General features: G+C 70.4%; 24 protein-coding genes. 8 read left to right on the top strand and 16 right to left on the bottom strand.

From position 1 onward, the window contains the following. The first annotated feature begins 84 nt into the window (after positions 1-84). The gene (locus AC5P09_RS34195; RefSeq protein ID WP_493877597.1) at positions 85-1,662 is read left to right on the top strand and encodes a sodium:solute symporter family protein; all 1,578 of its coding nucleotides are present in this window, start codon (positions 85-87) and stop codon (positions 1,660-1,662) included. A 48-nt stretch (positions 1,663-1,710) separates the two neighbouring features. Here AC5P09_RS34195 and AC5P09_RS34190 read toward each other — a convergent pair whose 3' ends face one another. From AC5P09_RS34190 to AC5P09_RS34180, 3 genes are all read right to left on the bottom strand, one after another. Next, positions 1,711-2,826, bottom strand: a complete 1,116-nt coding sequence (locus AC5P09_RS34190; protein WP_493877596.1) for an ADP-ribosylglycohydrolase family protein — start codon at positions 2,824-2,826, stop codon at positions 1,711-1,713. A 163-nt stretch (positions 2,827-2,989) separates the two neighbouring features. Further along, the gene (locus tag AC5P09_RS34185) at positions 2,990-3,337 is read right to left on the bottom strand and encodes a DUF6247 family protein (RefSeq protein WP_493877595.1); all 348 of its coding nucleotides are present in this window, start codon (positions 3,335-3,337) and stop codon (positions 2,990-2,992) included. A gap of 305 nt (positions 3,338-3,642) precedes the next feature. Then, positions 3,643-4,074 (bottom strand): ATP-binding protein, encoded by a 432-nt coding sequence (locus tag AC5P09_RS34180; RefSeq protein ID WP_493877594.1) that lies wholly within the window; start codon positions 4,072-4,074, stop codon positions 3,643-3,645. 116 nt (positions 4,075-4,190) lie between these two features. Here AC5P09_RS34180 and AC5P09_RS34175 point away from each other — a divergent pair, with 116 nt between their 5' ends. Both AC5P09_RS34175 and AC5P09_RS34170 read left to right on the top strand, forming a co-directional pair. Then, positions 4,191-5,003 (top strand): helix-turn-helix domain-containing protein, encoded by an 813-nt coding sequence (locus tag AC5P09_RS34175; RefSeq protein WP_493877593.1) that lies wholly within the window; start codon positions 4,191-4,193, stop codon positions 5,001-5,003. Continuing rightward, positions 5,000-5,191: a DUF397 domain-containing protein gene (locus AC5P09_RS34170; protein ID WP_493877592.1), complete on the top strand. Its 192-nt coding sequence runs from the start codon at positions 5,000-5,002 to the stop codon at positions 5,189-5,191. The genes AC5P09_RS34175 and AC5P09_RS34170 overlap by 4 nt, the downstream gene beginning before the upstream one ends. Before the next feature lie 3 nt (positions 5,192-5,194). Here the strand turns inward: AC5P09_RS34170 and AC5P09_RS34165 are convergent, their stop codons facing one another. Next, entirely contained in the window at positions 5,195-7,918 is a 2,724-nt protein-coding gene (locus tag AC5P09_RS34165) for a tetratricopeptide repeat protein (RefSeq protein ID WP_493877591.1), read from the bottom strand. Positions 7,919-8,026: 108 nt separating this feature from the next. Here AC5P09_RS34165 and AC5P09_RS34160 point away from each other — a divergent pair, with 108 nt between their 5' ends. The 3 genes from AC5P09_RS34160 to AC5P09_RS34150 all read left to right on the top strand — a co-directional run bounded on the left by AC5P09_RS34160 (position 8,027) and on the right by AC5P09_RS34150 (position 9,468). Beyond that, entirely contained in the window at positions 8,027-8,488 is a 462-nt protein-coding gene (locus AC5P09_RS34160) for a prevent-host-death family protein (RefSeq protein WP_493877590.1), read from the top strand. After that, complete coding sequence (locus AC5P09_RS34155; protein WP_493877589.1) at positions 8,485-8,838, top strand: hypothetical protein; 354 nt, start codon at positions 8,485-8,487, stop codon at positions 8,836-8,838. Before AC5P09_RS34160 ends, AC5P09_RS34155 begins: the two co-directional genes overlap by 4 nt. Before the next feature lie 117 nt (positions 8,839-8,955). Continuing rightward, a complete protein-coding gene (locus AC5P09_RS34150) occupies positions 8,956-9,468 on the top strand; it encodes a DUF2165 domain-containing protein (protein ID WP_493877588.1) in 513 nt (170 codons plus the stop codon). Here the strand turns inward: AC5P09_RS34150 and AC5P09_RS34145 are convergent. From AC5P09_RS34145 to AC5P09_RS34130, 4 genes are all read right to left on the bottom strand, one after another. Next, entirely contained in the window at positions 9,461-10,027 is a 567-nt protein-coding gene (locus AC5P09_RS34145; RefSeq protein ID WP_266437980.1) for a hypothetical protein, read from the bottom strand. The two genes, AC5P09_RS34150 and AC5P09_RS34145, sit on opposite strands and share 8 nt — an antisense overlap. A 91-nt stretch (positions 10,028-10,118) precedes the next feature. After that, the gene (locus AC5P09_RS34140) at positions 10,119-10,994 is read right to left on the bottom strand and encodes a DUF4231 domain-containing protein (RefSeq protein WP_493877587.1); all 876 of its coding nucleotides are present in this window, start codon (positions 10,992-10,994) and stop codon (positions 10,119-10,121) included. 69 nt (positions 10,995-11,063) lie between these two features. Continuing rightward, positions 11,064-13,649, bottom strand: coding sequence for a bifunctional FO biosynthesis protein CofGH (locus AC5P09_RS34135; protein WP_493877586.1), 2,586 nt, complete (start codon positions 13,647-13,649; stop codon positions 11,064-11,066). A 69-nt stretch (positions 13,650-13,718) separates the two neighbouring features. Next, positions 13,719-14,597: an LLM class F420-dependent oxidoreductase gene (locus tag AC5P09_RS34130; RefSeq protein ID WP_493877585.1), complete on the bottom strand. Its 879-nt coding sequence runs from the start codon at positions 14,595-14,597 to the stop codon at positions 13,719-13,721. 156 nt (positions 14,598-14,753) lie between these two features. Here AC5P09_RS34130 and AC5P09_RS34125 point away from each other — a divergent pair, with 156 nt between their 5' ends. Further along, positions 14,754-16,298: a CehA/McbA family metallohydrolase gene (locus tag AC5P09_RS34125; RefSeq protein WP_493877584.1), complete on the top strand. Its 1,545-nt coding sequence runs from the start codon at positions 14,754-14,756 to the stop codon at positions 16,296-16,298. A gap of 49 nt (positions 16,299-16,347) precedes the next feature. Here AC5P09_RS34125 and AC5P09_RS34120 read toward each other — a convergent pair whose 3' ends face one another. The 5 genes from AC5P09_RS34120 to AC5P09_RS34100 all read right to left on the bottom strand — a co-directional run bounded on the left by AC5P09_RS34120 (position 16,348) and on the right by AC5P09_RS34100 (position 20,392). Beyond that, a complete protein-coding gene (locus AC5P09_RS34120; protein ID WP_493877583.1) occupies positions 16,348-16,776 on the bottom strand; it encodes a hypothetical protein in 429 nt (142 codons plus the stop codon). 13 nt (positions 16,777-16,789) lie between these two features. Further along, positions 16,790-17,287, bottom strand: coding sequence for a protease inhibitor I42 family protein (locus tag AC5P09_RS34115; protein WP_493877582.1), 498 nt, complete (start codon positions 17,285-17,287; stop codon positions 16,790-16,792). Positions 17,288-17,305: 18 nt separating this feature from the next. After that, the gene (locus AC5P09_RS34110; protein WP_493877581.1) at positions 17,306-17,698 is read right to left on the bottom strand and encodes a hypothetical protein; all 393 of its coding nucleotides are present in this window, start codon (positions 17,696-17,698) and stop codon (positions 17,306-17,308) included. 38 nt (positions 17,699-17,736) lie between these two features. Then, entirely contained in the window at positions 17,737-19,326 is a 1,590-nt protein-coding gene (locus tag AC5P09_RS34105; RefSeq protein ID WP_493877580.1) for a cysteine peptidase family C39 domain-containing protein, read from the bottom strand. Positions 19,327-19,543: 217 nt separating this feature from the next. Beyond that, positions 19,544-20,392: an endonuclease/exonuclease/phosphatase family protein gene (locus AC5P09_RS34100; RefSeq protein ID WP_493877624.1), complete on the bottom strand. Its 849-nt coding sequence runs from the start codon at positions 20,390-20,392 to the stop codon at positions 19,544-19,546. A 251-nt stretch (positions 20,393-20,643) separates the two neighbouring features. On the opposite strand from AC5P09_RS34100, the gene AC5P09_RS34095 reads away from it, so the two are divergent. Next, entirely contained in the window at positions 20,644-21,135 is a 492-nt protein-coding gene (locus tag AC5P09_RS34095) for a nucleotidyltransferase domain-containing protein (protein ID WP_493877623.1), read from the top strand. Positions 21,136-21,187: 52 nt separating this feature from the next. Here AC5P09_RS34095 and AC5P09_RS34090 read toward each other — a convergent pair whose 3' ends face one another. The 3 genes from AC5P09_RS34090 to AC5P09_RS34080 are packed head-to-tail and all read right to left on the bottom strand — an operon-like array spanning position 21,188 to position 22,124. Further along, the gene (locus AC5P09_RS34090; protein ID WP_493877579.1) at positions 21,188-21,361 is read right to left on the bottom strand and encodes a hypothetical protein; all 174 of its coding nucleotides are present in this window, start codon (positions 21,359-21,361) and stop codon (positions 21,188-21,190) included. Beyond that, complete coding sequence (locus AC5P09_RS34085) at positions 21,358-21,633, bottom strand: hypothetical protein (protein WP_493877578.1); 276 nt, start codon at positions 21,631-21,633, stop codon at positions 21,358-21,360. Before AC5P09_RS34085 ends, AC5P09_RS34090 begins: the two co-directional genes overlap by 4 nt. Before the next feature lie 50 nt (positions 21,634-21,683). Then, on the bottom strand, positions 21,684-22,124 hold the full coding sequence (locus AC5P09_RS34080) for an ATP-binding protein (protein WP_493877577.1): 441 nt from the start codon (positions 22,122-22,124) through the stop codon (positions 21,684-21,686). Between the last annotated feature and the right edge of the window lie 38 nt (positions 22,125-22,162).

Genomic DNA, 22,162 nt, shown 5'->3' with positions numbered 1-22,162 from the left:
ACCATCCGCTTGCTTGCCGCGGGCATGTCACCGAACCCAGAGTTCACATGCCTGACCCTGGCCACGGACCCTGGAAGGGGGCACATGAACAGTCTCGACTGGGCCGTGCTCATCGGCTACTTCGGCGTGATGGTCGCAATCGGCGTCTGGTCGCACAAGCGGGTGGACAACGTCAGCGACTTCTTCACGGCCGGCGGCAAGATGCCCTGGTGGCTCTCCGGCATCTCCCACCACATGTCGGGCTACAGCGCGGTGATGTTCACCGGGTACGCGGGCATCGCCTACACCTACGGCGTGACGTCCTTCGTGACCTGGTCCTTCCCCATCGCGCTCGGCATCGCCATCGGCTCGAAGCTGTTCGCCCCGCGCATCAACCGGCTGCGTTCGCGACTCCATGTCGCCTCGCCGCTGGAGTACCTGAAGAACCGTTACGACCTCAAGACCCAGCAGGCCCTGGCCTGGTCCGGCATGCTGCTGAAGATCGTCGACGTCGGCGCGAAGTGGGCCGCGATCGCGACCCTGCTGTCCGTCTTCACGGGCATCTCCCTCAACCAGGGCATCCTCATCACCGGCACCATCACGGCGGTCTACTGCACGATCGGCGGCCTGTGGGCGGACGCGCTGACCGAACTCGGCCAGTTCGTCATCCAACTCCTCGCCGGTGTCGCCATGTTCGTCGCCGTGGTCATGGAACTCGGTGACAGGAACATCGGATTCATCGACGCCTGGGACCAGCCCGCGCTGCAGGGTCACGAGAAGCCGCTGGTCGCCGACTACGGCGCGGTGTTCCTGCTGGCCTTCCTCTTCATCAAGCTCTTCGAGTACAACGGCGGCATGCTCAACCAGGCACAGCGCTACATGGCCACCTCCAGCCCCCGCGAGGCCGAGCGCTCGGCGCGGCTGTCGGCGGCTCTCTGGCTGGTCTGGCCCCTGGTCCTCTTCTACCCCATGTGGATGTCGCCGCTGCTGGTGGAGTCCCAGAAGCCGGACGGCTCCGACTCCTACGGCCTGATGACCGAACAACTCCTCCCACACGGCCTGTTGGGCCTGGTCATCGTCGGCTTCTTCTCCCACACCATGGCCATGTGTTCCTCCGACGCCAACGCGATCGCCGCCGTCTTCACCCGGGACGTGGCGCCGGTGATCTCGACCCGGGCCCGGAGCTGGAGCCAGCGCTCGGGACTGATCGCGGCACGGCTCGCGACGGTCGTCTTCCTCGGTCTGTCGATGGCGGCGGCCACCCAGGTCAACTCCCCCGCCTTCAAGGACATCATCACCGTCGTCATCAAGTGGGTCGCCGGCCTGATGGGCCCGATGGCCATCCCGATGATGCTCGGCCTGCTGCGCCCGTTCCGCCGCTCGGGCCCCACAGCCGCGCTCACCAGCTGGTCCATGGGTCTGTTCGCCTTCTGGCTGGTCAACTACCCGATCAACTGGAACGTCGACGGCGGCGTCCCGCTCCAGTACCAGGTGTCGATCCCGCTGGCCGTCTCCCTGGTCCTCTACATCCTCATCGGCTTCCTCAAGCCGGAGGACACCCCGGAACGCCTCGCGATCATCGAGACGATCAACACGGACGGGGACGGGACCGCTGGTGCCGCGGCGATCCCGACGCCGGCGGATCCCTTGGACAAGGTGGTGCCGGCACCGGTCAAGGACTGAGGTCACGCCCGCGGACAGCGGGCGACCCGACCACCGGACGACGACCGGTCACGCCCGCGGGTAACGGGCGAGCCACCCGGGAGACGACCCGGCCGGGCCGTGCAGTGCGGGCCCCTGGGTCATCTCCATCGCGAAGTCGTCCGCCAGTTCCAGCAGAGTGGGACGGCCCTCCAGCTCGGCCAGCCAGGCCGGCGGGAGGGCCGTCTCGCCGTGCAGGGCGCCGAGCAGGCCGCCGGTGAGCGCGCCCGCGGCGGCGGAGGGCCCGTCGTGGTTGACCGACAGACACAGCCCGTGCCGTACGTCCTCCCCCACCAGGGCGCAGTACACGGCGGCCGCCAGCAGCCCGTCGGCCGAACCGTCCGCGGCCAGCTCCTCCACCCTCGCCGGGGTGGGCATGCCCTGGCGTACGGCGCCCAGCGCGTGCTGCAGCGCGGCCGACACGGGCTCGTGCCCGGGCCGGGCGGCGAGCAGGGCGAGCGCCCGCTGCACGGCCGTGTCCAGGCTCTCGCCGAGCGCCAGCGCATGCACGATCACGGCGTACGCGCCCGCCGACAGGTAGGCGACGGGATGCCCGTGGGTCTGCGCCGCGCACTCGACGGCCAGCTGGACGACCAGCTGCGGCTCCCAGCCGACGAGCAGACCGAAGGGCGCGGAACGGGCGGTCGCCTCCGGCCCGAGCTCGGCGGGGTTCTTGGGCGCGTCCAGGGTCCCCATGGTGTCGTCCCCGAGCCCGAGCAGGAGCGACCGGGTGGGATCCCGGCGGGCGTACAGCCACTCCTCCCGCGCGAGCCACCCGTCATCCTTACGCCGCTCGTCAGGGCCCCAGTCCCGCTGCGTGGCGGCCCAGCGCAGATACGCCCGGTGCACGTCGGTGGGCGGATGCCAGGCGCCGGTGTCGCGCCGCACCTGGGCGCGTATGAGCCCGTCCACGGTGAACAGCGTGAGCTGCGTCAGATGACTCACGGCCCCCCGACGCCCGTATCCGAACCCGAGATCGAGCAGCCCCTCCGCCCCGTACGTCTCCCGGATCTCCTCCAGCCCGAGCTCGTCCACGGGTGCGCCGAGGGCGTCCCCGAGGGCAGCACCGAGCAGCGTGCCGCGCACCCGGCCACGGAAGTCCTGCTGCTCGGCCCGGCCCCAGACAGCCCCGGTTGTCGCACTCACCAAGACCTCCCAGGGCACCCGTGCGTACGTACGACAGCTCAGCACTGTAATCGAACGGGGACGGTCGGTCAGGGGGTGATTCGGTATGCCTGGAGTGGGTGGAGTGGTCGTGGCCGGTTTCAGCCGTACCAGGTCGCAGTGCAGAGGGCCCATGCCCAGTCCGTCACAGGCCGGCCTCCGCCTCGGCAGCCTCCCGGATCACGCGGATCTGCGCCATGGCCTCCGCCGGGTCCTGCTCCCCCGCGTCCACGATGCTCTCCAGCTCACGCAGCCGCGCGGCACGCTCCGGATGCCGTTCGATCGCCACGAACACGGCCCACGCGTGCACGAAGGCCCGCAGAGGCGCGAGGCTCTGTGTCTGCTGCGCGTTCGTGGTGGCTTCGAAGAGGTGCTGCGTGAGGGCCGGAACGTGGCTCGGGGCGATGCGCGTGACCGCCGCCCGCAGCGCGTCGGGGGTCAGTTCGGGCATGGGGATCAGCGGTCCGTACGGGCCGTCGGTCTGGGCGCTCACGGTGACCTCCGGTGCGGGTGGCTCGGTTCTCGTACGGTACCGGCGGAGTCAGTGGCGCGGTGCTCGGGCGGCGCTTGTCACGTGGTTCACTTCCGGGCTCCCTATGCCGCCACAGCCGCCGGACGGCAGTTGCGGCACCGTCTGGGCGCGGGGCTCGGAACGCCCGATCGCAGCCGTCGCAGTTCTGGAAGGGGTCGGGGCGGGTGGGCTCCGGACCGGTGCCGAAGGGTGGCGGCAGGAGGGCGGCGAGTCGGTGGGCCAGGAAGCCGGCCGGTTCTTCGTCTTTGGCGTCGGGCCCGGCCGGGTCACCGGTCTGTGCGATCCGGGGTCAGTTCGGCCCACACCGTCTTGCAGGGGCCCGGCCCCTCGTCGACGCCCCAACGGTCCGCGTATGCCGCGACGATCCGTAGCCCACGGCCCGATTCCAGGTCGTCGCCGACCGGGTCCGAGGTCTGCGGGAGCCGGTCGCCCCTGGCGTCGGCCACCTCGATGCGGAGGGTGCCGTCGGCGTACAGCTTCAGCCTCAGCCGGAAGTCCCGTCCCGGAACACGCCCATGGAGGACGGCGTTCGACGCCAGCTCGGCCACGATGTGCTCGGCGGCCTCGGACGGCTCGCGCCAGTCCGCGAGTTGACGTTCCGTGAGCAGGCGGGCGAGGCGGGCGCCCCGACGCGTCGCGGACAGCAGCAGCGTGAAGTGCCGTACGGCGGTTACGGCTTGAGTGATTTCCTGGTTCACGTCACTCAGCGTGGTCACTTCCGCCTACCCTGAACAGCACTGAAGTCAGTACGGAGCGCGACTGTCCGGGTGCTGTCCGGAGTCGTACGGCTCGTACGCGAGAGGTGGGTGGTGGCGTGGAGGACGAGGAGGCCGCGGCCGTACTCAAGACGGTCGGCCGTCAGGTCAAGGTGTGGCGGGAGGCGGCGGGGCTACGGCAGTCGGAGCTCGGTGCGGCCATCGGGTACGGCGAGGAGATGGTCTCGTCGGTGGAGCGCGGGCGGCGGGTCCCGAAGCCGGACTTCCTGGACAAGGCCGACGAGGTGCTCGGGGCGGACGGGAAGCTCTCCGCGATGAAGGAAGACGTGGAGCGGGCGCGGTACCCGAAGAAGGTGCGGGATCTGAAGAAGCTGGAGGACGAGGCGGTCGAGTTGGGGGCCTATGACAGCCACCACGTCCACGGCCTGCTCCAGACCCCGGAGTACACACGGGAGTTGTACACAATGCGGCGGCCTGCGTACACGGAGGAGGAGATCGATCGCTACGTCGCAGCGCGCGTGGCACGGAAGGCCGTCTTCGAACGCGTACCCCGGGCGCTACTCACCTTTGTCCTGGAAGAGGTGACGCTGCTGCGGCCGCTCGGAGGCAAAATGGTGTTGCGGCAACAGCTCGAACACCTATTGGCGCTAGGCGCCTTGAGGCACGTCGAGATTCAGGTTATGCCGACGGACCGGGAGGACCACGCCGGCATGGGCGGGCCGATCCGTCTCCTGAAACTCCGGGACCGCAAGGCAGTGGCTCACGAGGAAGGACAGACCTACAACCGCCTCATCAGTGATCCCAAGGAAGTGCAGCTCCTTGAGATGCGCTATGGGATCATCCGATCGCAGGCTCTCACTCCACGGGAGTCACTCGCCTTCATCGAGAAAGTGCTGGGAGAAGAGACATGACCCCCACCACCCCGCTGGAGTGGTTCAAGAGCAGCTACAGCAGCAACGAGGGCCCGGACTGCGTAGAGGTCGCCATAGCCGCGGCCGACGCGGCCGTCCTCGTACGCGACTCCAAGAACAGCGAAGGCGCACGTCTCGCGTTCGCGGACGGCGCCTGGACTGAGTTCGTGGCGTACGCGGGGCGCTGAGCGTCAGTTGAAGGCATCAAGAAAGTCGTCACGCCCATTTATGAGTTCGGTGAGGCGCTGGGCGATGTCGGCTCGGTCGGCGGCCGGGAGGTCGAGGTAAGTTTCGAGCTCTTCGGCCATCTCGTCCGGGAACCCCAACGCCGTCGGCACGCGGTCGGGGTCATTCGGTTCCGAGAGCGTCGCCTCCAGCCAATCCCTGAGCCGGGCGAGGTGGCTCCACGTCTCATCATTCAACAGGCGTCGCGCCTCGATGCGGAAGCGAATGCGTTGTGCCATCCAGTGATCAGGGTCGATTTCCAGAGCCCGTTGGATATCAGCGGACGCCCGATCGCGTGAACCGAGTGCGTGGTGCACCCTCGCTCGCTGCCAGAACGCCCATACGTACTCCGGGTCGATTTCGAGGGCACGGTCCAGGTCAGTGAGTGCCTCGGCCGGATTCCCCATACCAGCTCGGCATGCACCGCGACTTGCGTATGCCGAGGCGTACTCGCCGTCGAGGGCGATGGCCCGGTCGTAGTCGGCGAGGGCGCGCTCCTGACGGCCGGCGCCAGAGAGGGCGTCACCTCGCTCGCAGAGCACCCAGGGCGCATCGGGCCCCAGGGCGACGGCACGGTCCAGATCGGCAAGGCGCCGCTCCTGATCGCCGCGCGACCGCCAGACGCGCGCCCTGCGCACCAAAGCCCAGACATAGCCCGAATCCAACTCCAGGGCCCGGTCGAGATCCGAGACAGCTGCGCCGGTGTCACCAAGCATGTGCCGGGCTACTCCTCGGGAAGCCCACGCCGTCTCTCTCGTCGGATCGAGTTCGACCACCCTGTCCAGATCTCTCAAAGCCAATACGAAGTCCCCCATCACTCGGCGGTAGTCCCCGCGCAGACTGAGGGTCCTGGCCTTGCCCGGGGCCAGGCCGTCGGCCCGGTCAAGATCAGTGATAGCCCCGGCGTAGTCGCCCAGGTGCGCCCGAGCGACCGCCCTGCCCTCGTACGCCGGCGCCGATTCCGGATCGAGTTCGACGGCTCGATCGAACTGGGTCAACGCTGTCGCGTGATCGCCGACACTGCCGAACTCGGCGCCCCGCAGTCCGTGTGCCTTGGCTCGTCCCCGTGCGTCGAGGCGGCCCTTCGCCAGGAGCACTCCCAGAACGTTGATGACTCCGCCCTGATCCAGTGCCGCGAGTACCTCACTGCCCCAGCCCTTGGCCCTCTCCGCATCCGCGTCCTCCCCCGCCTGCGTCAGTGCCTGCGCCCACCGCCGCACCACCACCTCGCCCCCGCCACACGCGTCCACGAGTTCCCTCAACACGGTCGGCGGCACGCTCCGGGGCCTCGCGCACAGCAGGTGGTACAACTCGGCGAGCCGTATCTCCCGCCACCCTTCGTCTCTCCACAACTCGTCCGGTGCCAGTTCCGCTTCGGCTTCGGCACGCCATCGGCCGAACGCCTCGGCAAGTCGTATGTGCCGCCCGGTCCAGTCCCGTGGCGAGCGCAGTCGCTGCAAACGGAGCATCGGAGCCCGTACGACGTCGTGGTACTGCGCCCCCTCACCCCGCTCGCTGACGAAGGGGATGCCCCTCAACCATCCGTACAGCTCGTCGAGTTGCTCGGCCGGGCAGTCCACGACGACCCTGAACACGTCCACGTCCATCCGCCGAGGCAGCGCACACGCGAGCGCAACCGCCCTCCGTACCGGATCCCGCTCCCACTTGAGGAACCTCTCCACGGCGTCCGCGCTCGGATCCCCGACGTCCTCGGGGTCGGCGGGCCGCGCCTCGGCAAGCGTCGAGACCAGCACCGGCAGTCCGCCCGTAAGGCGCAGCACCTCCTCCACGACGGGCTCGGACACGACTCCTTTGCCCGCCAGCAGCCCCCGCGCCTCCGCCTCCGTGAACGGGCCGAGCGGTACGTCCGTCATGAAGTCCGCGAAGGCGCCCCAGCGGGCGGTGTCGAAGGGGCGTTGGCCCGCCGTCACCAAGACGACCGTTGCAGGCAGGGTGCCATGCCGGTCGCTCGTCATCACCTCGTGGAGCCACCCGTCGAGGAACGGTCCCGTCCGCTCGTACGTGTCGAAGAACAGGACGATCCACGGTGCCGCGGCCGCCGCGTCGGACAGTTCGCTCAGCAGCACCGGTGTGAGCACGCGCTCCGGGGACAGGACCAACTGCACATCCTCCTGGCTCCGGAAGCGTGTGCTCAGGCCGGCTCGCAACCGGTCTGCTCCCTGGGCGAGTTGAGCAGCGTCGAGAGCACCTACGAATGCGCCCACTCCCGGCACCATCCCCAGCCCAGCCAGCCCAGCCCGCGCCACCGCCATGCTGCCTACGGACGGCCCCTCCGGTTCCGGTTCAAGCGTGGCGACGGCGGCCGCCTCCGCCTCGTGCCGCCGCTCCCGGTGCGCGGCGAGCAACCGCTCCAGCTCCTTGAACTTGTGGCCTTGACCGCCGAGTTGACGACTGATCGCCGCCATCGCTTCCGGCACGCTCCCGACGCTCTCGTCGACGTAAGCGGTGAGCGCCCCCTTCTCCCTGGCGAGTTGCTCCCACTCCCTCAACAGGAAGGTTTTCCCGACGCCCGCATTGCCGTGCACGTGGAACAGGAACCGATGACGCTCGTCCTCCGGCGCCAGGTCGAGGTTCCGCCGGAACACGGCCCGCTCGTCGCTCCGCCCCACAAACCCGGCCCGCCTGCGCTGCCGGATCAGCTCCTGCATCGACGGCCGCGTCGATCCCATCCGTCCCACCCCCGTAACACGTCCGCCCTGAAGTCTGGCAGAGGCTTGAGCACCCAGTCAGCACCCCCTCGATTGACTTCGGAATACGTTCCGAAGTACCGTCGGATCATGTCCACTCCCACTGTCGCCTTCTCCGAGCTCTCGAAGAATTCGAAGCGTGTCGCCGATACGCTTGACCGGATTCAGCGTGTGCACATCACCCGCCGGGACGGCGAGGACCTCTATCTGACGACCGCACGCCACGACCAGCAGCGCGAGGAGACGGCGGACATCACGGCGCGTCTTCTCGCCGCCCTCGTCCGCAGCGATGCCGGTGAGCGGGCCATACTGCGCGCGCTCCCCTCGGTCTTCCCGTGGGTCCGTCATCTGTCGGCGGACGAGTTGAAGCAGTTCGTGGCCGAGCTCATCGAGGCTACGCACGACGCGGCCCAGCTGGACGTCCATGGCAATCTCCACCGGGTCGTCGTCGAATGGCGCGCGACGGCACGTGTCCTCGCCAACCCCGAGCTCACCGCGCAGCTCAACCGTCGGCTGCCGGACGAGGACCACGGCGAGGTGACCGCCCCGTGAGCCCGAAGCGTGGCGACGACGTCTCCCCGCCGCCGGTGGGCGAGGAATGGCGCCTGCGGTTCGCGACGAACGAGGCGGCGAAGGGATGGGGCGAGCTGGGTGCGGAGGCTCCGGGGAACACACGGCGCTGCTTCGAGGCACTGCGCAGCGACCCTCTGTCCCGAGCGGATCCGGACCGTCAGCATCGGCTGCGCGGTCGTCTGGCCGCGGGCAACCTCGGCGGCCAGGAGTATCCGCAGTGGGAGTACGAGGTGACGGCAGGCGGTCGCGTGCGTTACCTCGTCGACGAAGCGCGGCGCACGGTCCATCTCGTGTACGCGTCCACCCGTCACCCCAAGGACACCGAGTAGTTCCCCAAGTACGCGTGGTACAAGGCCAGTTCGGCGTCCTCACTCGCGAATCCCGTCCGGCACCAGTCTGGCTCAATCGGTACCGGGATCCCGCATCGGGCAGGAAAGATGGCCGCCATGGCCACAACAACCTCACGCAGCGCACTCTCCCTCACCGCCACCCTCCTCACCGGCACCGTCGCCCTCTACATGGCGCTCGTCGCCTTCGGGAACATCACCGACTTCGGGACGAATCAGCAGTTCGTGCAGCACGTGCTCGCCATGGATACGACGTTCAAGGACGACGACGTGATGTGGAGAGCCATCACCAGCAAGGGACTTCAGGACGCGGCGTATGTCGCGATCATCGTGTGGGAGACGGTCGCCGCGCTCGTCCTGCTCTACGGGACGTGGCTGTGGGCGCGGAGGGATCACGCGGGTGCCCGGCGGATCTCGACCTACGGCCTGCTGATGGTCATGCTGCTGTTCGGTGCCGGGTTCATCGCGATCGGCGGTGAGTGGTTCTCGATGTGGCAGTCCGGGGACTGGAACGGGCTGGACGCGGCGACGCGGGCGTTCGTGTTCAGCGGGGTCGTGCTGCTGGTGGTGAACCTGCCGCTCGGGGACGCAGGCACACGCTCCGCTAGCTGACCACCACGACCGTCGTCCCCGTCTCCCCGAACGTCCACAGCGCGTCCCCGTCGGCCGTCTTCATGCGGATGCCGCCCGTCTGGACTCCGGCGGCCGGCGGGGGCGGCGAGGAGCCGTCCACGGCACTGGAGAAGGCGATGTTGACGCCGGACGCGGTGGCGAAGTAGACGATGTGCTCGATCTGCACGCCGTCCGAGCCCGTCGTCGCGTCCGTGCGGGTACCGACCGTGTAGGTGCCCGGGCCGGGATCGACCGTGCCCGGCCAGACCGCGAAGGTACGGCGGGACGCGTCGCTCGCGTCGACCAGCCAGACCCGCTTCTGCCCCAGGGAGTAGACGATGCGCCGCCCGGTGCCGGAGCCGTCCGGCACCGCGGCCGGCGCCGCGGACTTCGTGGGCGTGGGCTGTACGCCCGCCGAAGCGGTCGGTCGGGCGGCCGTGGCGGTCGGGTGCGGCCCCTTGTCCGCCTCCACGGCCAGGACGGAGACCGCCACAACCGCGCCCACCGTCAGGCCGGTCACCCAGACCCACGAGGGAAGCCGTCGGGCAGGCACGGGCACGCATCTCCTCAGCGACGGACAGACAGCTGTGCGACCCCCACATCGAGGGTCCGATCATCGTACTGTGAGCCCGTCGGCGCCGGATCCCACCTCACCCCGCCCCCCGCGACGCCCGCCACATCGTGTGCTCCCGGCTGATCGCCTCCTCCGCGTCCGCGACCTCCTGGGCCCAGGCCGGTTCCTCGGCCTGGGTCAGCCGGTCGTGGACGACACTGAGCTCGGTGGCGGCGAAGGTGTAGGCGCGGCCCAGCGTCTCGTACTGCCGCACCGCGAACCACGCCGAGCCGGCGCCCAGGACGGCCGCGAGGACCCCGGCGAGGTCGAAGTCCAGCACACCGGTGAGCCGCAGCACCGCCGCCGTGAGGCCGAGTCCCTCGACGGCGATGAGCAGCAGCCGCCAGCGCCGCGCCCGTACGACGTTCGCCTGCGCCTTGTTCGTGTACCAGCCCAGCTGATCCTCGACGCGATGCCGTAGGTACGCCTGCTTCCGGGCGGCGAAGTCCCGGCCGCGCAGGTCGTTCATGGCGTCCGTGACCGCGGCCGACCCCATCGGGGCGAGGCTCGTGGCGGGAGCCTCCCTGACCAGCTCCCGTAAGCGCTCCAGGAAGCGGAGCTGGGCCTCGCCCTGCGGCACGTCGGCCGGGAACGGGGCCCCGCCCACCGCGTACCGCCAGGCGAGCGTCTTCGTGGACTCGGCCAGCGCCCGCCCGTCGTACCAGGCCTGCTCCGGCCGCTCGGCCAGCAGCCAGACCTCCACCAGCAGCGTCGCGACGAAGACCGCGACCAGGGCGAGAAACGCCGCCCGGTGATCGAGGACCCCGCACGCCGCCGCGGCCACCGCCAGCAGCAGCCGCCACTTCGTACCCCCGATGTAGCGGCGCTGGCCGGTCAGCGAGGCGGAGTCCGAGGAGCGGAACACCACCGGCAGATCGTCGTCCCGCAGTCCACCCGTCGTCGTTCCGCTCACGCGTCGTCCCCCTCGCCACCGGATCAAAGGCGCCAACCGGCCCTTTCTACCGCCTGGTCGGGGCCCGGGTCAGTCCAACACCGGCAACAACTCGGGCAGATGCCCGTCCGACACCGTCGCCGCCCGCTGCCGTTCCTCGGAGACCTCCCCGTACAGGGTCGTCCGCGGCTTCGACGGGCGGCCGGCCGCCTCCGCCACCTCGATCAGGTCCTTGACGGACTTGTACGAGCCGTAGGAGGAGCCCGCCATGCGGGAGATGGTCTCCTCCATGAGGGTGCCGCCGAGGTCGTTCGCGCCGGAGCGGAGCATCTCGGCCGCGCCCTCGGTGCCCAGCTTCACCCAGCTGGTCTGGATGTTGGGGATGTGCGGGTGCAGCAACAACCGGGCCATCGCCGTCACCGCGCGGTTGTCCCGCATGGTCGGGCCGGGGCGGGCGATGCCCGCCAGGTACACCGGCGCGTTCGTGTGGATGAAGGGGAGGGTGACGAACTCCGTGAAGCCGCCCGTGCGTTGCTGGATGCCGGCCAGCGTGCGCAGGTGCCCCAGCCAGTGCCTCGGCTGGTCCACGTGGCCGTACATCATCGTCGAACTCGACCGGATGCCCAGCTCGTGGGCCGTGCTGACCACCTCGATCCAGGTGGCCGTCGGCAGCTTGCCCTTGGTGAGGATCCAGCGGACCTCGTCGTCGAGGATCTCGGCGGCCGTGCCGGGGATGGAGTCGAGGCCGGCCTCCTTCGCTGCCGTGAGCCACTCGCGGATGGACATGCCCGTGCGCGTCGCGCCGTTCACGACCTCCATCGGGGAGAAGGCGTGCACATGCATGCCGGGGACGCGGGTCTTGACCGCCTTCGCGATGTCGAAGTACGCCGTCCCGGGCAGGTCGGGATGGATGCCGCCCTGCATGCAGACCTCCACCGCGCCCACCTCCCAGGCCTGTTGGGCGCGGTCGGCGACCTGGTCCAGGGAGAGGGTGTAGGCGTCGGCGTCCGTGCGGCGCTGGGCGAAGGCGCAGAAACGGCAGCCGGTGTAGCAGACGTTGGTGAAGTTGATGTTCCGCGTGACGATGTACGTGACGTCGTCGCCGACCATCGACTTGCGCACGTCGTCGGCGATGCGGGTCAGCGCGTCCAGCGCCGGGCCGTCCGCGTGCAGCAGGGCGAGGGCCTCCTCGTCGGTGAGGCGGGTCGGGTCGTCGGCCGCCGTCGCCAGCGCCGCGCGTACGTCCGTGTCGATGCGCTCCGGCACCATGCCGGGGACGGCCGCCTCGCGCAGGGCGCCCCAGTCGCCGTACACCTCGTCGAAGTCGTCGCGGCGGTCGGACGTACGGCCCTCGGTGTCGATCGACACATGGAGATCCGTACGGCCGGACGCGGCGAACGCCTCCTCCGGCTCCTGCCACGGGTGGCCCTCGACGACGGCGTCCGGGCGGGCGAGGCCGGTCTCCGGGTCTGCGAGCGCCCGTACGTGCGGGCGCAGCCGCGGGTCCAGCCAGGGCTCGCCGCGCTGCACGAACTCGGGGTACACGCACAGGCGTTCCCGCAGTTCGAAGCCGACGGCGGCCGACCTCTCGGACAGCTCCTCGATCTGCGGCCAGGGGCGTTCCGGGTTGACGTGGTCGATGGTGAGCGGGGACACCCCGCCCCAGTCGTCGATGCCGGCGCCGATCAGCCGCTCGTACTCGGAGTCGACGAGGTTCGGCGGGGCCTGGAGACAGGCCGACGGGCCCATGATGTGCCGGGCGACCGCCACCGTGGCGACCAGCTCGTCCAGTTCCGCGTCCGGCATGCCACGCATCGCGGTGTCGGGCTTGGCGCGGAAGTTCTGGATGATCAGTTCCTGGATCGAGTGATAGGCCCGGGACACCTTCCGCAGCGCGAACAGCGACTCCGCCCGCTCCTCGTACGTCTCGCCGATCCCTATGAGGATGCCGGACGTGAAGGGGACGGAGGAACGGCCGGCGTCCTCGAGCACCCGCAGCCGTACGGCGGGCTCCTTGTCCGGGGAGCCGTAGTGCGGGCCGCCGGGCTCGGACCAGAGCCGCTCGGCGGTCGTCTCCAGCATCATGCCCATGGACGGGGCGACGGGCTTGAGACGCTGGAAGTCCGTCCAGGACAGCACGCCGGGGTTGAGGTGCGGCAGCAGGCCCGTCTCCTCCAGGATGCGGATGGAGATGGCGCGGACGTACGCGATCGTGTCGTCGTAGCCGTGCGCGTCGAGCCACTCGCGCGCCTCCGGCCACCGGTCCTCGGGCTTGTCGCCGAGGGTGATCAGGGCTTCCTTGCAGCCGAGGGCGGCGCCGCGGCGGGCCACGTCGAGGACCTCGTCCGGGGACATGAACATCCCGTGCCCCTCGCGGCGCAGCTTGCCGGGGACGGTGACGAAGGTGCAGTAGTGGCACTTGTCCCGGCACAGCCGGGTGAGGGGGATGAAGACACTCTTCGAGTAGGTGATGACGCCGGGGCGGCCCGCCGCCTGAAGGCCCGCGTCCCGCACGCGGGCGGCGGACGCGGTGAGGTCCTCCAGGGCCTCACCCCGGGCCTGGAGCAGCACCGCGGCCTCGGCGGCGTCGAGGGCGACGCCGTCCCGGGCGCGTTTGAGGGCGCGACGCATGGAGTTCTCGGTGGGGCCGGTTCCGGGGGTCGCGGAAGTCGTCATCCTTCGAGCATACGAGCGACGTGATCAGTGCAGTCAGGAACCGTCCGATTCGTCCCCGCCCGCCCGGCGTTACACGGTGTCACGGGCGGTGTCACCGACGGCGGGGAGATAACGGGCACAGTCGTCCAGCACGCTCAGCACCTCCGCCTCCCCGGCCGGCGGCAGCTGCACCACGACCTCCTCGATGCCCAGCTCGGCGTAGTGCGCGAGCTTGCCCGGCGAGGGGTGGACGGCGTACGGGACGATCTGGAGGGCCGCCGGGTCGCGGCCCGCGTCCGCCCAGGCGGTGCGCAGCACGGGCAGCGACTCCGACAGGCCGCGGCCGCCGATCGGCAGCCACCCGTCGGCGTACTCGCAGATGTGCGCGAAGAGTTTCGGCCCGGCCGCCCCGCCGACCAGCGTGCGCGGACCGACCACCGGGCCGCGCGGCTTCTGTACGGGTTTGGGGTACGCGAAGCTCGCCCGGACGCTCCCGAACTCCCCCTCGTACGCCGTCGGCTCCTCGCTCCACAGCGCCCGCATCAGTGCCATCCGGTCCCGGACGAGCTCGCGCCGGGTACGCCACTCGACACCGTGGTCGGCGGCCTCCTCGACGTTCCAGCCGAAGCCGAGGCCGAGGGTGAGGCGGCCGCCGGAGAGGTGGTCGACGCTCGCGACCTGCTTGGCGAGGTCGATCGGGTCGCGCTGGGCGACCAGCGTGATGCCGGTGCCCAGGCCGAGCCGCTCGGTGACCGCCGCGGCCTGGCCGAGGGCGACGAAGGGGTCGAGGGTGCGGCCGTACTCGGGCGGCAGCTCGCCGCCCGCCGGGTACGGGCTGGTCCGCTCGACGGGGATGTGCGTGTGCTCGGGCAGGTACAGCCCGGCGAACCCGCGCTGCTCCAGCTCGCGGGCGAGCCGGGTCGGGGTGATCGTCTCGTCGGTGAGGAAGATCGTCACGGAGATACGCATGGCTCATCTGTACCGGCTTCACGCCCATCTGTCCATACCGACCGGTCGGCATCTTTACGTGGGGTTTGACGTGGGTCTTTACGTGGGTCTTCACCCCGGGGCACCAATTCCCCTGTCTTTCCACGGCCGTTCACGCGCGTCCGGCACCGTTGGGGCATGTGTGACGCCAACGACGGCAACAACGACAACAACGTCCACCACAGCATCGGAAGACGCGCACTCTTCGTGACGGGAGCCGCCGCCGCGCTTACGTTGGGAAGCGTGACCTTCGCCTCAGCGGCCGGGGCGGCCGACGGGGACCGGGAGACGCGGACGCTCCGCGGCACCCTGCCCACCGGCTCCCCCGACTTCGTGTACGTACCCGTCGAAGTCCCCTCCGGCGTACGGGAGATCAGGGTCGCCTACACCTACGACCGCCCGTCCGTCCCGGCCGGCACCGCGGGCAACGCCCTCGACATCGGCATCTTCGACGAGCGCGGCACGGAACTGGGCGGAAAGGGGTTCCGGGGCTGGTCGGGCGGCGCGCGGACCGGGTTCTTCCTCCGCGCGGACGACGCGACGCCGGGGTACATCGCGGGCCCGGTGCGAGAGGGCACCTGGCACATCGCGCTCGGCCCGTACACGGTCTCCCCGCAGGGACTGTCGTACGAGATCACGATCACGCTGACCTACGGCGAGCCGGCCGCGGCCGTCCGGCCGGCGTACCCGCCCTCGCGCGCCAAGGGCCGGGGCCGCGACTGGTACCGCGGGGACTGCCATCTGCACTCCTGGTACTCCGACGGCCGCCGCACCCCCGCGGAGATCGCGGCGCTGGCGCGGGCGGCCGGCCTGGACTTCATCAACTCCTCGGAACACAACACGCATGCCGCGCACGCCCATTGGGCACCCGAGGCGGGCGAGGACCTGCTGATCATGCTGGGCGAGGAGGTCACCACGAGGAACGGCCATGTCGTAGCCCTCGGCACTGACCCCGGCACCTTCGTCGACTGGCGCTACCGGGCCCGCGACAACCGCTTCGGCCGCTTCGCCCGGCAGATCCGCCGCGCCGGCGGCCTGGTCGTCCCGGCCCACCCGCACGCCACCTGCATCGGCTGCAACTGGAAGTTCGGGTTCGGCGAGGCGGACGCGGTGGAGGTGTGGAACGGGCCGTACACCCCCGACGACGAGGTCTCCCTCGCCGACTGGGACAGCATGCTGGTGGCGTCCGTGCGGGGCGGCGGCCTGGAGTGGATCCCGGCGATGGGCAACAGCGACGCCCACCGGGACCCGGACGTGATCGGCCTCCCCCAGACGGTCGTCCTCGCCGACGACCTGACCCGCGAGGCCATCCAGGAGGGCATCCGCGCGGGGCGCTCGTACGTCGCCGAGTCGAACAACGTGTCCCTCGCCTTCACGGCCTCGGGCGGTCGCGGCCGACACGCGGGCATCGGCGAGCGGCTGGAGACGGACGGGGACACGCCGGTGACGGTCCGCCTGGAGGTCACGGGCGCCCCGCGCTGCACGGTCCGCCTCGTCACCGACCAGGGCGTGCTGTTCACCGGCGCGCCACTGCCGGTGACCGGTTCGGGGGTCGTCGAGTGGCGTACGACCCCTGCTTACGCGGCGTACGTCCGGGCGGAGGTGCGGCACGAGGCGGCGGCGGGGCCGCTGCCGGGGGCGTTGGCCGCGTTCACCAACCCGATCTTCCTGGGGCGTTCGTAGGCCGCAGGCGGTCACTTCCACGGTCCGCGATCACTTCCGCGGTCCGCGGTCAGTTCCGCGCGGTGCGCGCCCTCGTCAGCTGTTTCACCTCGATGATCGTCGCGACGGCTCCCAGCCAGCGGGCCGCCGCCTCATCGGCGGGGGCGCCGCCCGCCAGTGCCTGCCGCGGCACTATCTGCGTGGCGGCCTCCAGCCAGTCGCGTACGACCGCTGCCGCCTCGGGGCGAGGCAACGGCTCGGGCAGCTCCGCGGTGTACGCCAGGCCGCCGGCCCGGACCACCTCGGCGAGGAAGGCCACCGAGCGCGGCTGGGTGCCGAGGCGGTCGAGGATCACGGCGGCGGCCGCGGCGCCGTCGCCGAAGAGGGCGGTGCGGCGAGGGCCGGGGGCGGCGGTGAGGCCGTAGCGCAGGAGCACGGTGACGTCGAACTCGGCCAGTTCGTCGTCGGTGTGGGACGGGTGGTCGGGGGGCGTGTTCATCGCGGGCCTCGGCTCAGCTGACGGTGACGGTGTAGGTGACCCGCTCGGGCGCGGACGGGGTCGGCGTCGAAGAGGGGGTCCCGGTGTCGTCGCCCTCGCAGGTGGTGGCGAACGTGCAGTGCATCAGCACGATCTCGGTGCTGCCTTTGCCGGTGGCCTCGAAGGTGAAGGTGAGGCGGCTGCCGGCGCCGGGCACCGGCTCGTCGCCGGAGTCCGACGCGCTCTTCTCGCCCTGGCTGCGGACCACCGAGGTGTCGGGCTCGGGATCACCCAGGTACCAGTGCTCGCGGGTGGAGGCGTTCTCCTCGACGGTGAGCGTGAAGCGCTCGCCGACCCCGGCGGAGATGCTGCGGTCCTGGGTGGGATGGCTGACGGGCTCGGCCGACCTGGCGGGCTCGCCGGAGTCGTCGGTGCCCGTTCCGCAGCCCGTGGCGAGGGCGAGGAGCGCGACCGCGCCGACCACCACCGCCCAGCTCCGGGAGGTGGACGCCGTACGCATCGTTGAGTTCACTGTTCGCTTCCTTGTCCCTCAGTACTGGGACAGAACCGAGGGCCGCTCGGCGAAGGTCGGCATCGTGGTCATCTCGCTCCCGGCCACGCTCACGCTGCCGACCTGGGTCTCGACGAGGCCGTCGCTGCCCGAGTACGCCCCCTTGGCGAGGCGCAGCTTGTCGGCGAGCTCGTGCAGCGCGTCCTCGATCGTGCGGGCCTCGGCCGTCCAGGCCGCGACGTACGAGTTGATCGCCTCCGCGGAGACGGCGCCGCCCAGCAGGTCCGACGCGTAGCAGGCCCTGGAGTCGATCGCGGTACGGATCTTCCCCGCGTCGTCGCCCGCCTCGTTCAGCTCTTTCGCCTGGCCGGTGAGCCCGCTCTTCTGTACCGAGAAGTCCCGCGCGGCCGTGGAGTCCTGTGCGGAAGCCATCGTCATCCCCCTATGCCCTGTGCCCTGTGCCCTGTCGCCTATTGCGGCACGTAGACGCTGTACGCGTCGTCGAGTTCGCCGTTCGACGCCTTGCCCATGTTGCCGTTGATGAAGTCGTCCTCGCTGACCCAGGTGGTGGTGCCCCACGGGTTGTAGATCTGCAGCATGTCGCCCTCCTGGCCGATGATGGTCATCGCATGGGCGCCGTCGCCGCTGCTGACGTCGACCGGGACCGGCTTGCCTTCCGCGACCGCCTTCTCCACCTCGGTCAGGACCTGCCTGCGTTCGTCGGCGCTGTTCATGTCGTGGCGCTGGTAGTCGTCGCCGGTGGCGCCGCCGATGGCGGAGTCGGCGATGCGTTCCTGCCCCTCGGGTCCCATGCCGGTCCACTTCTCGCCGCCGTCGCCTTCCGTGTGCAGCCGGTGCTGTTCCTCCACCAGGCGCTGCCGGAAGGCGTCGGGGTCGTCCTCCTGGCCGCTGGGTCCGCCGGTGATCTCAAGGGCGTAGAGCGGGTCGACCATGGCGCGCGCGGTGACGGTGGAGGAGGCCACACAGGTGCCCTCCGAGCCGTCGCCGCCCTGGATCCACTTCTGGCCGTTGAACGTCTGGTCGTCGATGTTGACGCTGGACCCGTCGGGGTTCGTCCCCTCGTCCTTCAGGCTGTCGCCCTTGGTGGTGATCGGCGACAGGTGCCGCTGCAGCCAGGCCGGGTCCTTGCCCTGGATCTTGAAGGCGAACTCGTCGATCTCGTCGACGCTGCGGCCCGCGGCGAGGCCCTTCATGAGATACGCCTTCTCCTGCGGGGAGGACGCGTTCGCCATGAGCAGTTCCATCCGGGCCCGGTCGGCCGGCGGGAGGTACTCCATGGCCCGCCCAGAGCGCTCCAGTTCGCTCGCGGTGAGGATCTCGTTGTACTCGGCCTCGCCGCTCACATTGCTGGTGTCGGCCAGCATCAGCCGGTCGACCGCGGACAGTTCGCCGGTGTCGATCTTCCCGGCACGGGCCTCGGCGGCCCACTTGTTCAGGTCCCGGGCCGCGACACGGCAGGCCTCGCCGGCGGCGAGCACGGCCGTGCGCATCAGACCGACGCCGTACGAGGCGAAGTGGGCGGCGTTCTTCCGGTCCCACTCCTCCTCGTCGTTCTCGCGCATCTCGTCGAAGAAGCCCTCGCGGTCGCTGCCCATCTCCGCCAGCGCCTGCTTCAGCTTCCCCCGGCCTTCGCTGTCCTGGCTCTGGGCCTCCGTGATCGCGTCGGCCAGCACGATCAGCGCCCTGGAACCACCCTCGAACGCCTCCGCCATGTCCGACACCGCCCGCGACACGGCACCCACCGCGTCCTGGGCGAGGACACTCGTGTCGCCGACCCAGACCTCCGGGAGCCCCTTGCGGGCCACCCTGTCCACCCGCTCGTGCAGGCCCATGGCCTCGTCGAGCTGGTCGCGGTACCGCATGCCCAGCGATTCCAGCGTCCCCGGATCACCCTCCGGCGGGGCCTCCGCGAACGCCAGGTCGATCAGATCCAGCAGATCGTTCTTGCTCCCCGCCTTCAGCATGCGCTCGCTCAGCCCCGCCAGCCGCTCGGCACGCTCGGTCGCGGACTCGTCGATCCGCCGAAAAACCCCTGCCATCGCCGGCCCCGTCCCCCGTTCACATGATCATGCCCGCGGGACCGTAACACGGGTCCCAGGCGCCCACGCCGCCCGATCACACGCCGCGCACACGGCTCCCACAGCATCCACGCGACGTGGGTGGCGCTCGCCCACGGAGCCACAGGAGTTGGGGCCGCGGGTGGCGCCCGACACCAGCCCCGGCGCCTGGACCGCGCGCCCGTTTCCCTGACCTCCGTCAAGGAACGCTGATCTCGCCCCCGAGGTCCGCCACATCCGCCAGGTCAGCGACCACCGCCGCGTGATCCGAGGCCCACACTCCGTCCACAGGCCCGTCGCCCGCCCGCTGTACATGCCGGACGTGCCCCTCGCCGACCGGGCCGGGCGGGCCGACGTGGATGTAGTCGATGCGGACGGGGGGCTCCAACACCCGTGCCGTGTAAGGGTTTTCCGGGGTCCAGGTGGCGGAGGGGGCGGCCGGGTCGGCGTACTCCCAGGCGTCGTAGAGGACTTGGCCGGGTACGGCCGGCTCGGTCTTGTAGCCGCCGAAGAGACGGACGGCGTCCGAGTCCGGCCAGGCGTTGAAGTCCCCGGTGACGACGGGCGGGAACGGGGTGCCGCCCCGGTGCCGGGCGACCAGTTCCGCGAGCGCGGTGACCTGACGGCAGCGCACCGCGGAGGCGTACGGGGCCGAGGTGAGGTGGGTGGTGAAGAAGGGGACGTCGTAGGCGGGGGTGGCCAGGCGGGCGTACAGGGCGGTGCGGCCGTCGGCGAGGGCGGCCGGTACCGGCAGTTCCAGCACCTCCTGGTCGACCACCGGCCAGCGGCTGAGCACCGCGTTGCCGATGTCGACGGTGGGGTCCCCGATGCGGCGGCGCCAGCGTTCGGGCGACGGGGACGGCGCCCACGTCCAGTGCAGGCCCAGCTCGTCGGCGAGCCACTCGGCCTGGTTCTCCCCGTCCGCGGCCCACACCTCCTGCAGCCCGACGACATCGGGGCGCAGGTCCCGTAACACGGCGAGGATCGCCTTCTGCCGCGCTTCCCAGGGGCCGAAGCGCCACCACAGGTTCCAGGTCACGACCCTCATCCGCAGCCACCCGCTCTCGTCACGCCACACCGGCGAACCCGTACGGGGGAACATTGAAGCAACAGTTCCAGCGCCGGGGCACGCGTCGCGGCTTGATGAGGCAATACGGCCCTTTCAGCGGCCAACGCCCCGGAGGATTGGCGCTGTTCGATCCGCTTCCCAAGCCTCCGAAGGTCGTGTGCCTCGTTGATCACAGGGCCGGAGGAATTCATTCGCGGTCCCGTGTCATCGCATCTAACCTGCGTCGCGTGATGACAGCTGAAGGCGTGTTGTCTGTCCTGGCCCTGCTGCGACGGACAGAGGCCGATGTCTGGATCGGTGGCGGCTGGGGAATCGACGCCCTGATCGGCGAACAGACCCGGGACCACCATGACCTGGACCTGATGCACCGCCAGGAGCAGGAAGCCACCGTGGTGGCAGCCCTCTCCGACGCGGGTTTCGTGGAGAGCCTGGACTGGCGGCCTGTCCGGTTCGTGATGACGGCCCCGGACGGACGGGAAATCGATCTTCATCCGCTGGTCTTCGCCAACGACGGTTCCGCCGTGCAGGCATCGGGCGAGCCGGAGCGTCCTTTCACCTACCCCTCCTCGTCCTTCGTGACAGGCACCGTCAACGGAACGACGGTGCGGTGTCTGTCCGCCGAGCAGCAGGCCTCCTTCCATCAGGGGTATGAGCCATCGGATCGTGATCGGCACGACATGGCTCACCTCCGCCGCGTCTTCGGGATCACCACCCACTTTTGATCCACGGTGCCGTGTCACGTGGAGCGCGCGAGCTCAGTCGACCACCTGTGGATCACGGAAGTAGTAGACGACCGTCACTCCCATGCCAGCCGGGGATCTCGCGGCCCACCGTCGGATCACGGCGGATCACCACGAGCGCCTCCCGGACGACTTCCCGCTCCCCCTCCGTCAGATCGCCGAACGCCTTCCTTGTCGGCTCGGCCTCCTCCAACGGGATTTCGTTCACGTGCCGCCGCCTGTGGAGCGCGCCTCTTCGAGGGCCGCCATGATCTCGGGCGAGTTCCTGATCAGGACCCGGTGCCGGTAGGCCCGGACCACAGCGGCGGCGCCCTGGAAGTCGTTGGTCGGGGAGGCTCCTATGGCAGCCGCCAGCTCCTCCTCGAACCGCTCCCGGTCGCCCGGGAAGCCGTAGCGGCTGAGCGCACTGCGCAGGTCGTCCACGGTCCGGATCTCGGGCAGCGGCATCGCTCCCCAGCCGTGCTCGGGCTGTGCGCTCATGATCTGCTCCTGGTGCAAGGGCATGGCTCCACTTCTCAGTATGGCCCGGCTCACCACGTCGGCGCCTCGCTCACGCACTCGGCCCACAGCAGCTTGCCGCCCTTCGACGCGCCCGGCTCGCGGAGCACCGAGGCGCCCCACGCGCTCGCGCAGGAACGGACGAGGTGCAGTCCGCGGCCGTTCTCCGCATCCAGAGGGGGCGTCGGTGAGTCCCGCTCCGAGAAGCCCGGCGGGACACGCGGGTCCGTGTCCCATACGGCCACCCGCAGCCGGCCGGGCTCCGCCGAGCGGACGCGGAGGGCGTACGGGCCCTTGGTGTGGCGGTGCGAGTTGGTCAGCAGTTCCGCCGCGAGGAGCTCCGCGGTGGGGGTGAGTTCGGGAATCTCGTGGGCGGCGAGGATCAGCCGGAGGGCGCCCCGTGCGATTCCCGGTGCGCGTGGATCGTGCGGAAGGTGCAGGGTGTAGTTCCAGGACGGGGATACGGTGGCCATGGGAAGTCTCCGGTCGTTGAGGGGAGTTGGACGGGTGC

The organism is Streptomyces sp. a15 (assembly GCF_059026085.1).
This window is presented reverse-complemented; position numbering and strand designations above follow the sequence as displayed.

Coding starts and splice junctions, on each gene's coding strand:
- AC5P09_RS34195 (WP_493877597.1), top strand. CDS start 85: ATGAACAGTCTCGACTGGGCCGTGCTCATCGGCTACTTCGGCGTGATG.
- AC5P09_RS34170 (WP_493877592.1), top strand. CDS start 5,000: ATGACCCCCACCACCCCGCTGGAGTGGTTCAAGAGCAGCTACAGCAGC.
- AC5P09_RS34165 (WP_493877591.1), bottom strand. CDS start 7,918: ATGGGATCGACGCGGCCGTCGATGCAGGAGCTGATCCGGCAGCGCAGG.
- AC5P09_RS34160 (WP_493877590.1), top strand. CDS start 8,027: ATGTCCACTCCCACTGTCGCCTTCTCCGAGCTCTCGAAGAATTCGAAG.
- AC5P09_RS34150 (WP_493877588.1), top strand. CDS start 8,956: ATGGCCACAACAACCTCACGCAGCGCACTCTCCCTCACCGCCACCCTC.
- AC5P09_RS34135 (WP_493877586.1), bottom strand. CDS start 13,649: ATGACGACTTCCGCGACCCCCGGAACCGGCCCCACCGAGAACTCCATG.
- AC5P09_RS34130 (WP_493877585.1), bottom strand. CDS start 14,597: ATGCGTATCTCCGTGACGATCTTCCTCACCGACGAGACGATCACCCCG.
- AC5P09_RS34125 (WP_493877584.1), top strand. CDS start 14,754: ATGTGTGACGCCAACGACGGCAACAACGACAACAACGTCCACCACAGC.
- AC5P09_RS34120 (WP_493877583.1), bottom strand. CDS start 16,776: ATGAACACGCCCCCCGACCACCCGTCCCACACCGACGACGAACTGGCC.
- AC5P09_RS34110 (WP_493877581.1), bottom strand. CDS start 17,698: ATGGCTTCCGCACAGGACTCCACGGCCGCGCGGGACTTCTCGGTACAG.
- AC5P09_RS34105 (WP_493877580.1), bottom strand. CDS start 19,326: ATGGCAGGGGTTTTTCGGCGGATCGACGAGTCCGCGACCGAGCGTGCC.
- AC5P09_RS34100 (WP_493877624.1), bottom strand. CDS start 20,392: ATGAGGGTCGTGACCTGGAACCTGTGGTGGCGCTTCGGCCCCTGGGAA.
- AC5P09_RS34095 (WP_493877623.1), top strand. CDS start 20,644: ATGACAGCTGAAGGCGTGTTGTCTGTCCTGGCCCTGCTGCGACGGACA.
- AC5P09_RS34085 (WP_493877578.1), bottom strand. CDS start 21,633: ATGAGCGCACAGCCCGAGCACGGCTGGGGAGCGATGCCGCTGCCCGAG.
- AC5P09_RS34080 (WP_493877577.1), bottom strand. CDS start 22,124: ATGGCCACCGTATCCCCGTCCTGGAACTACACCCTGCACCTTCCGCAC.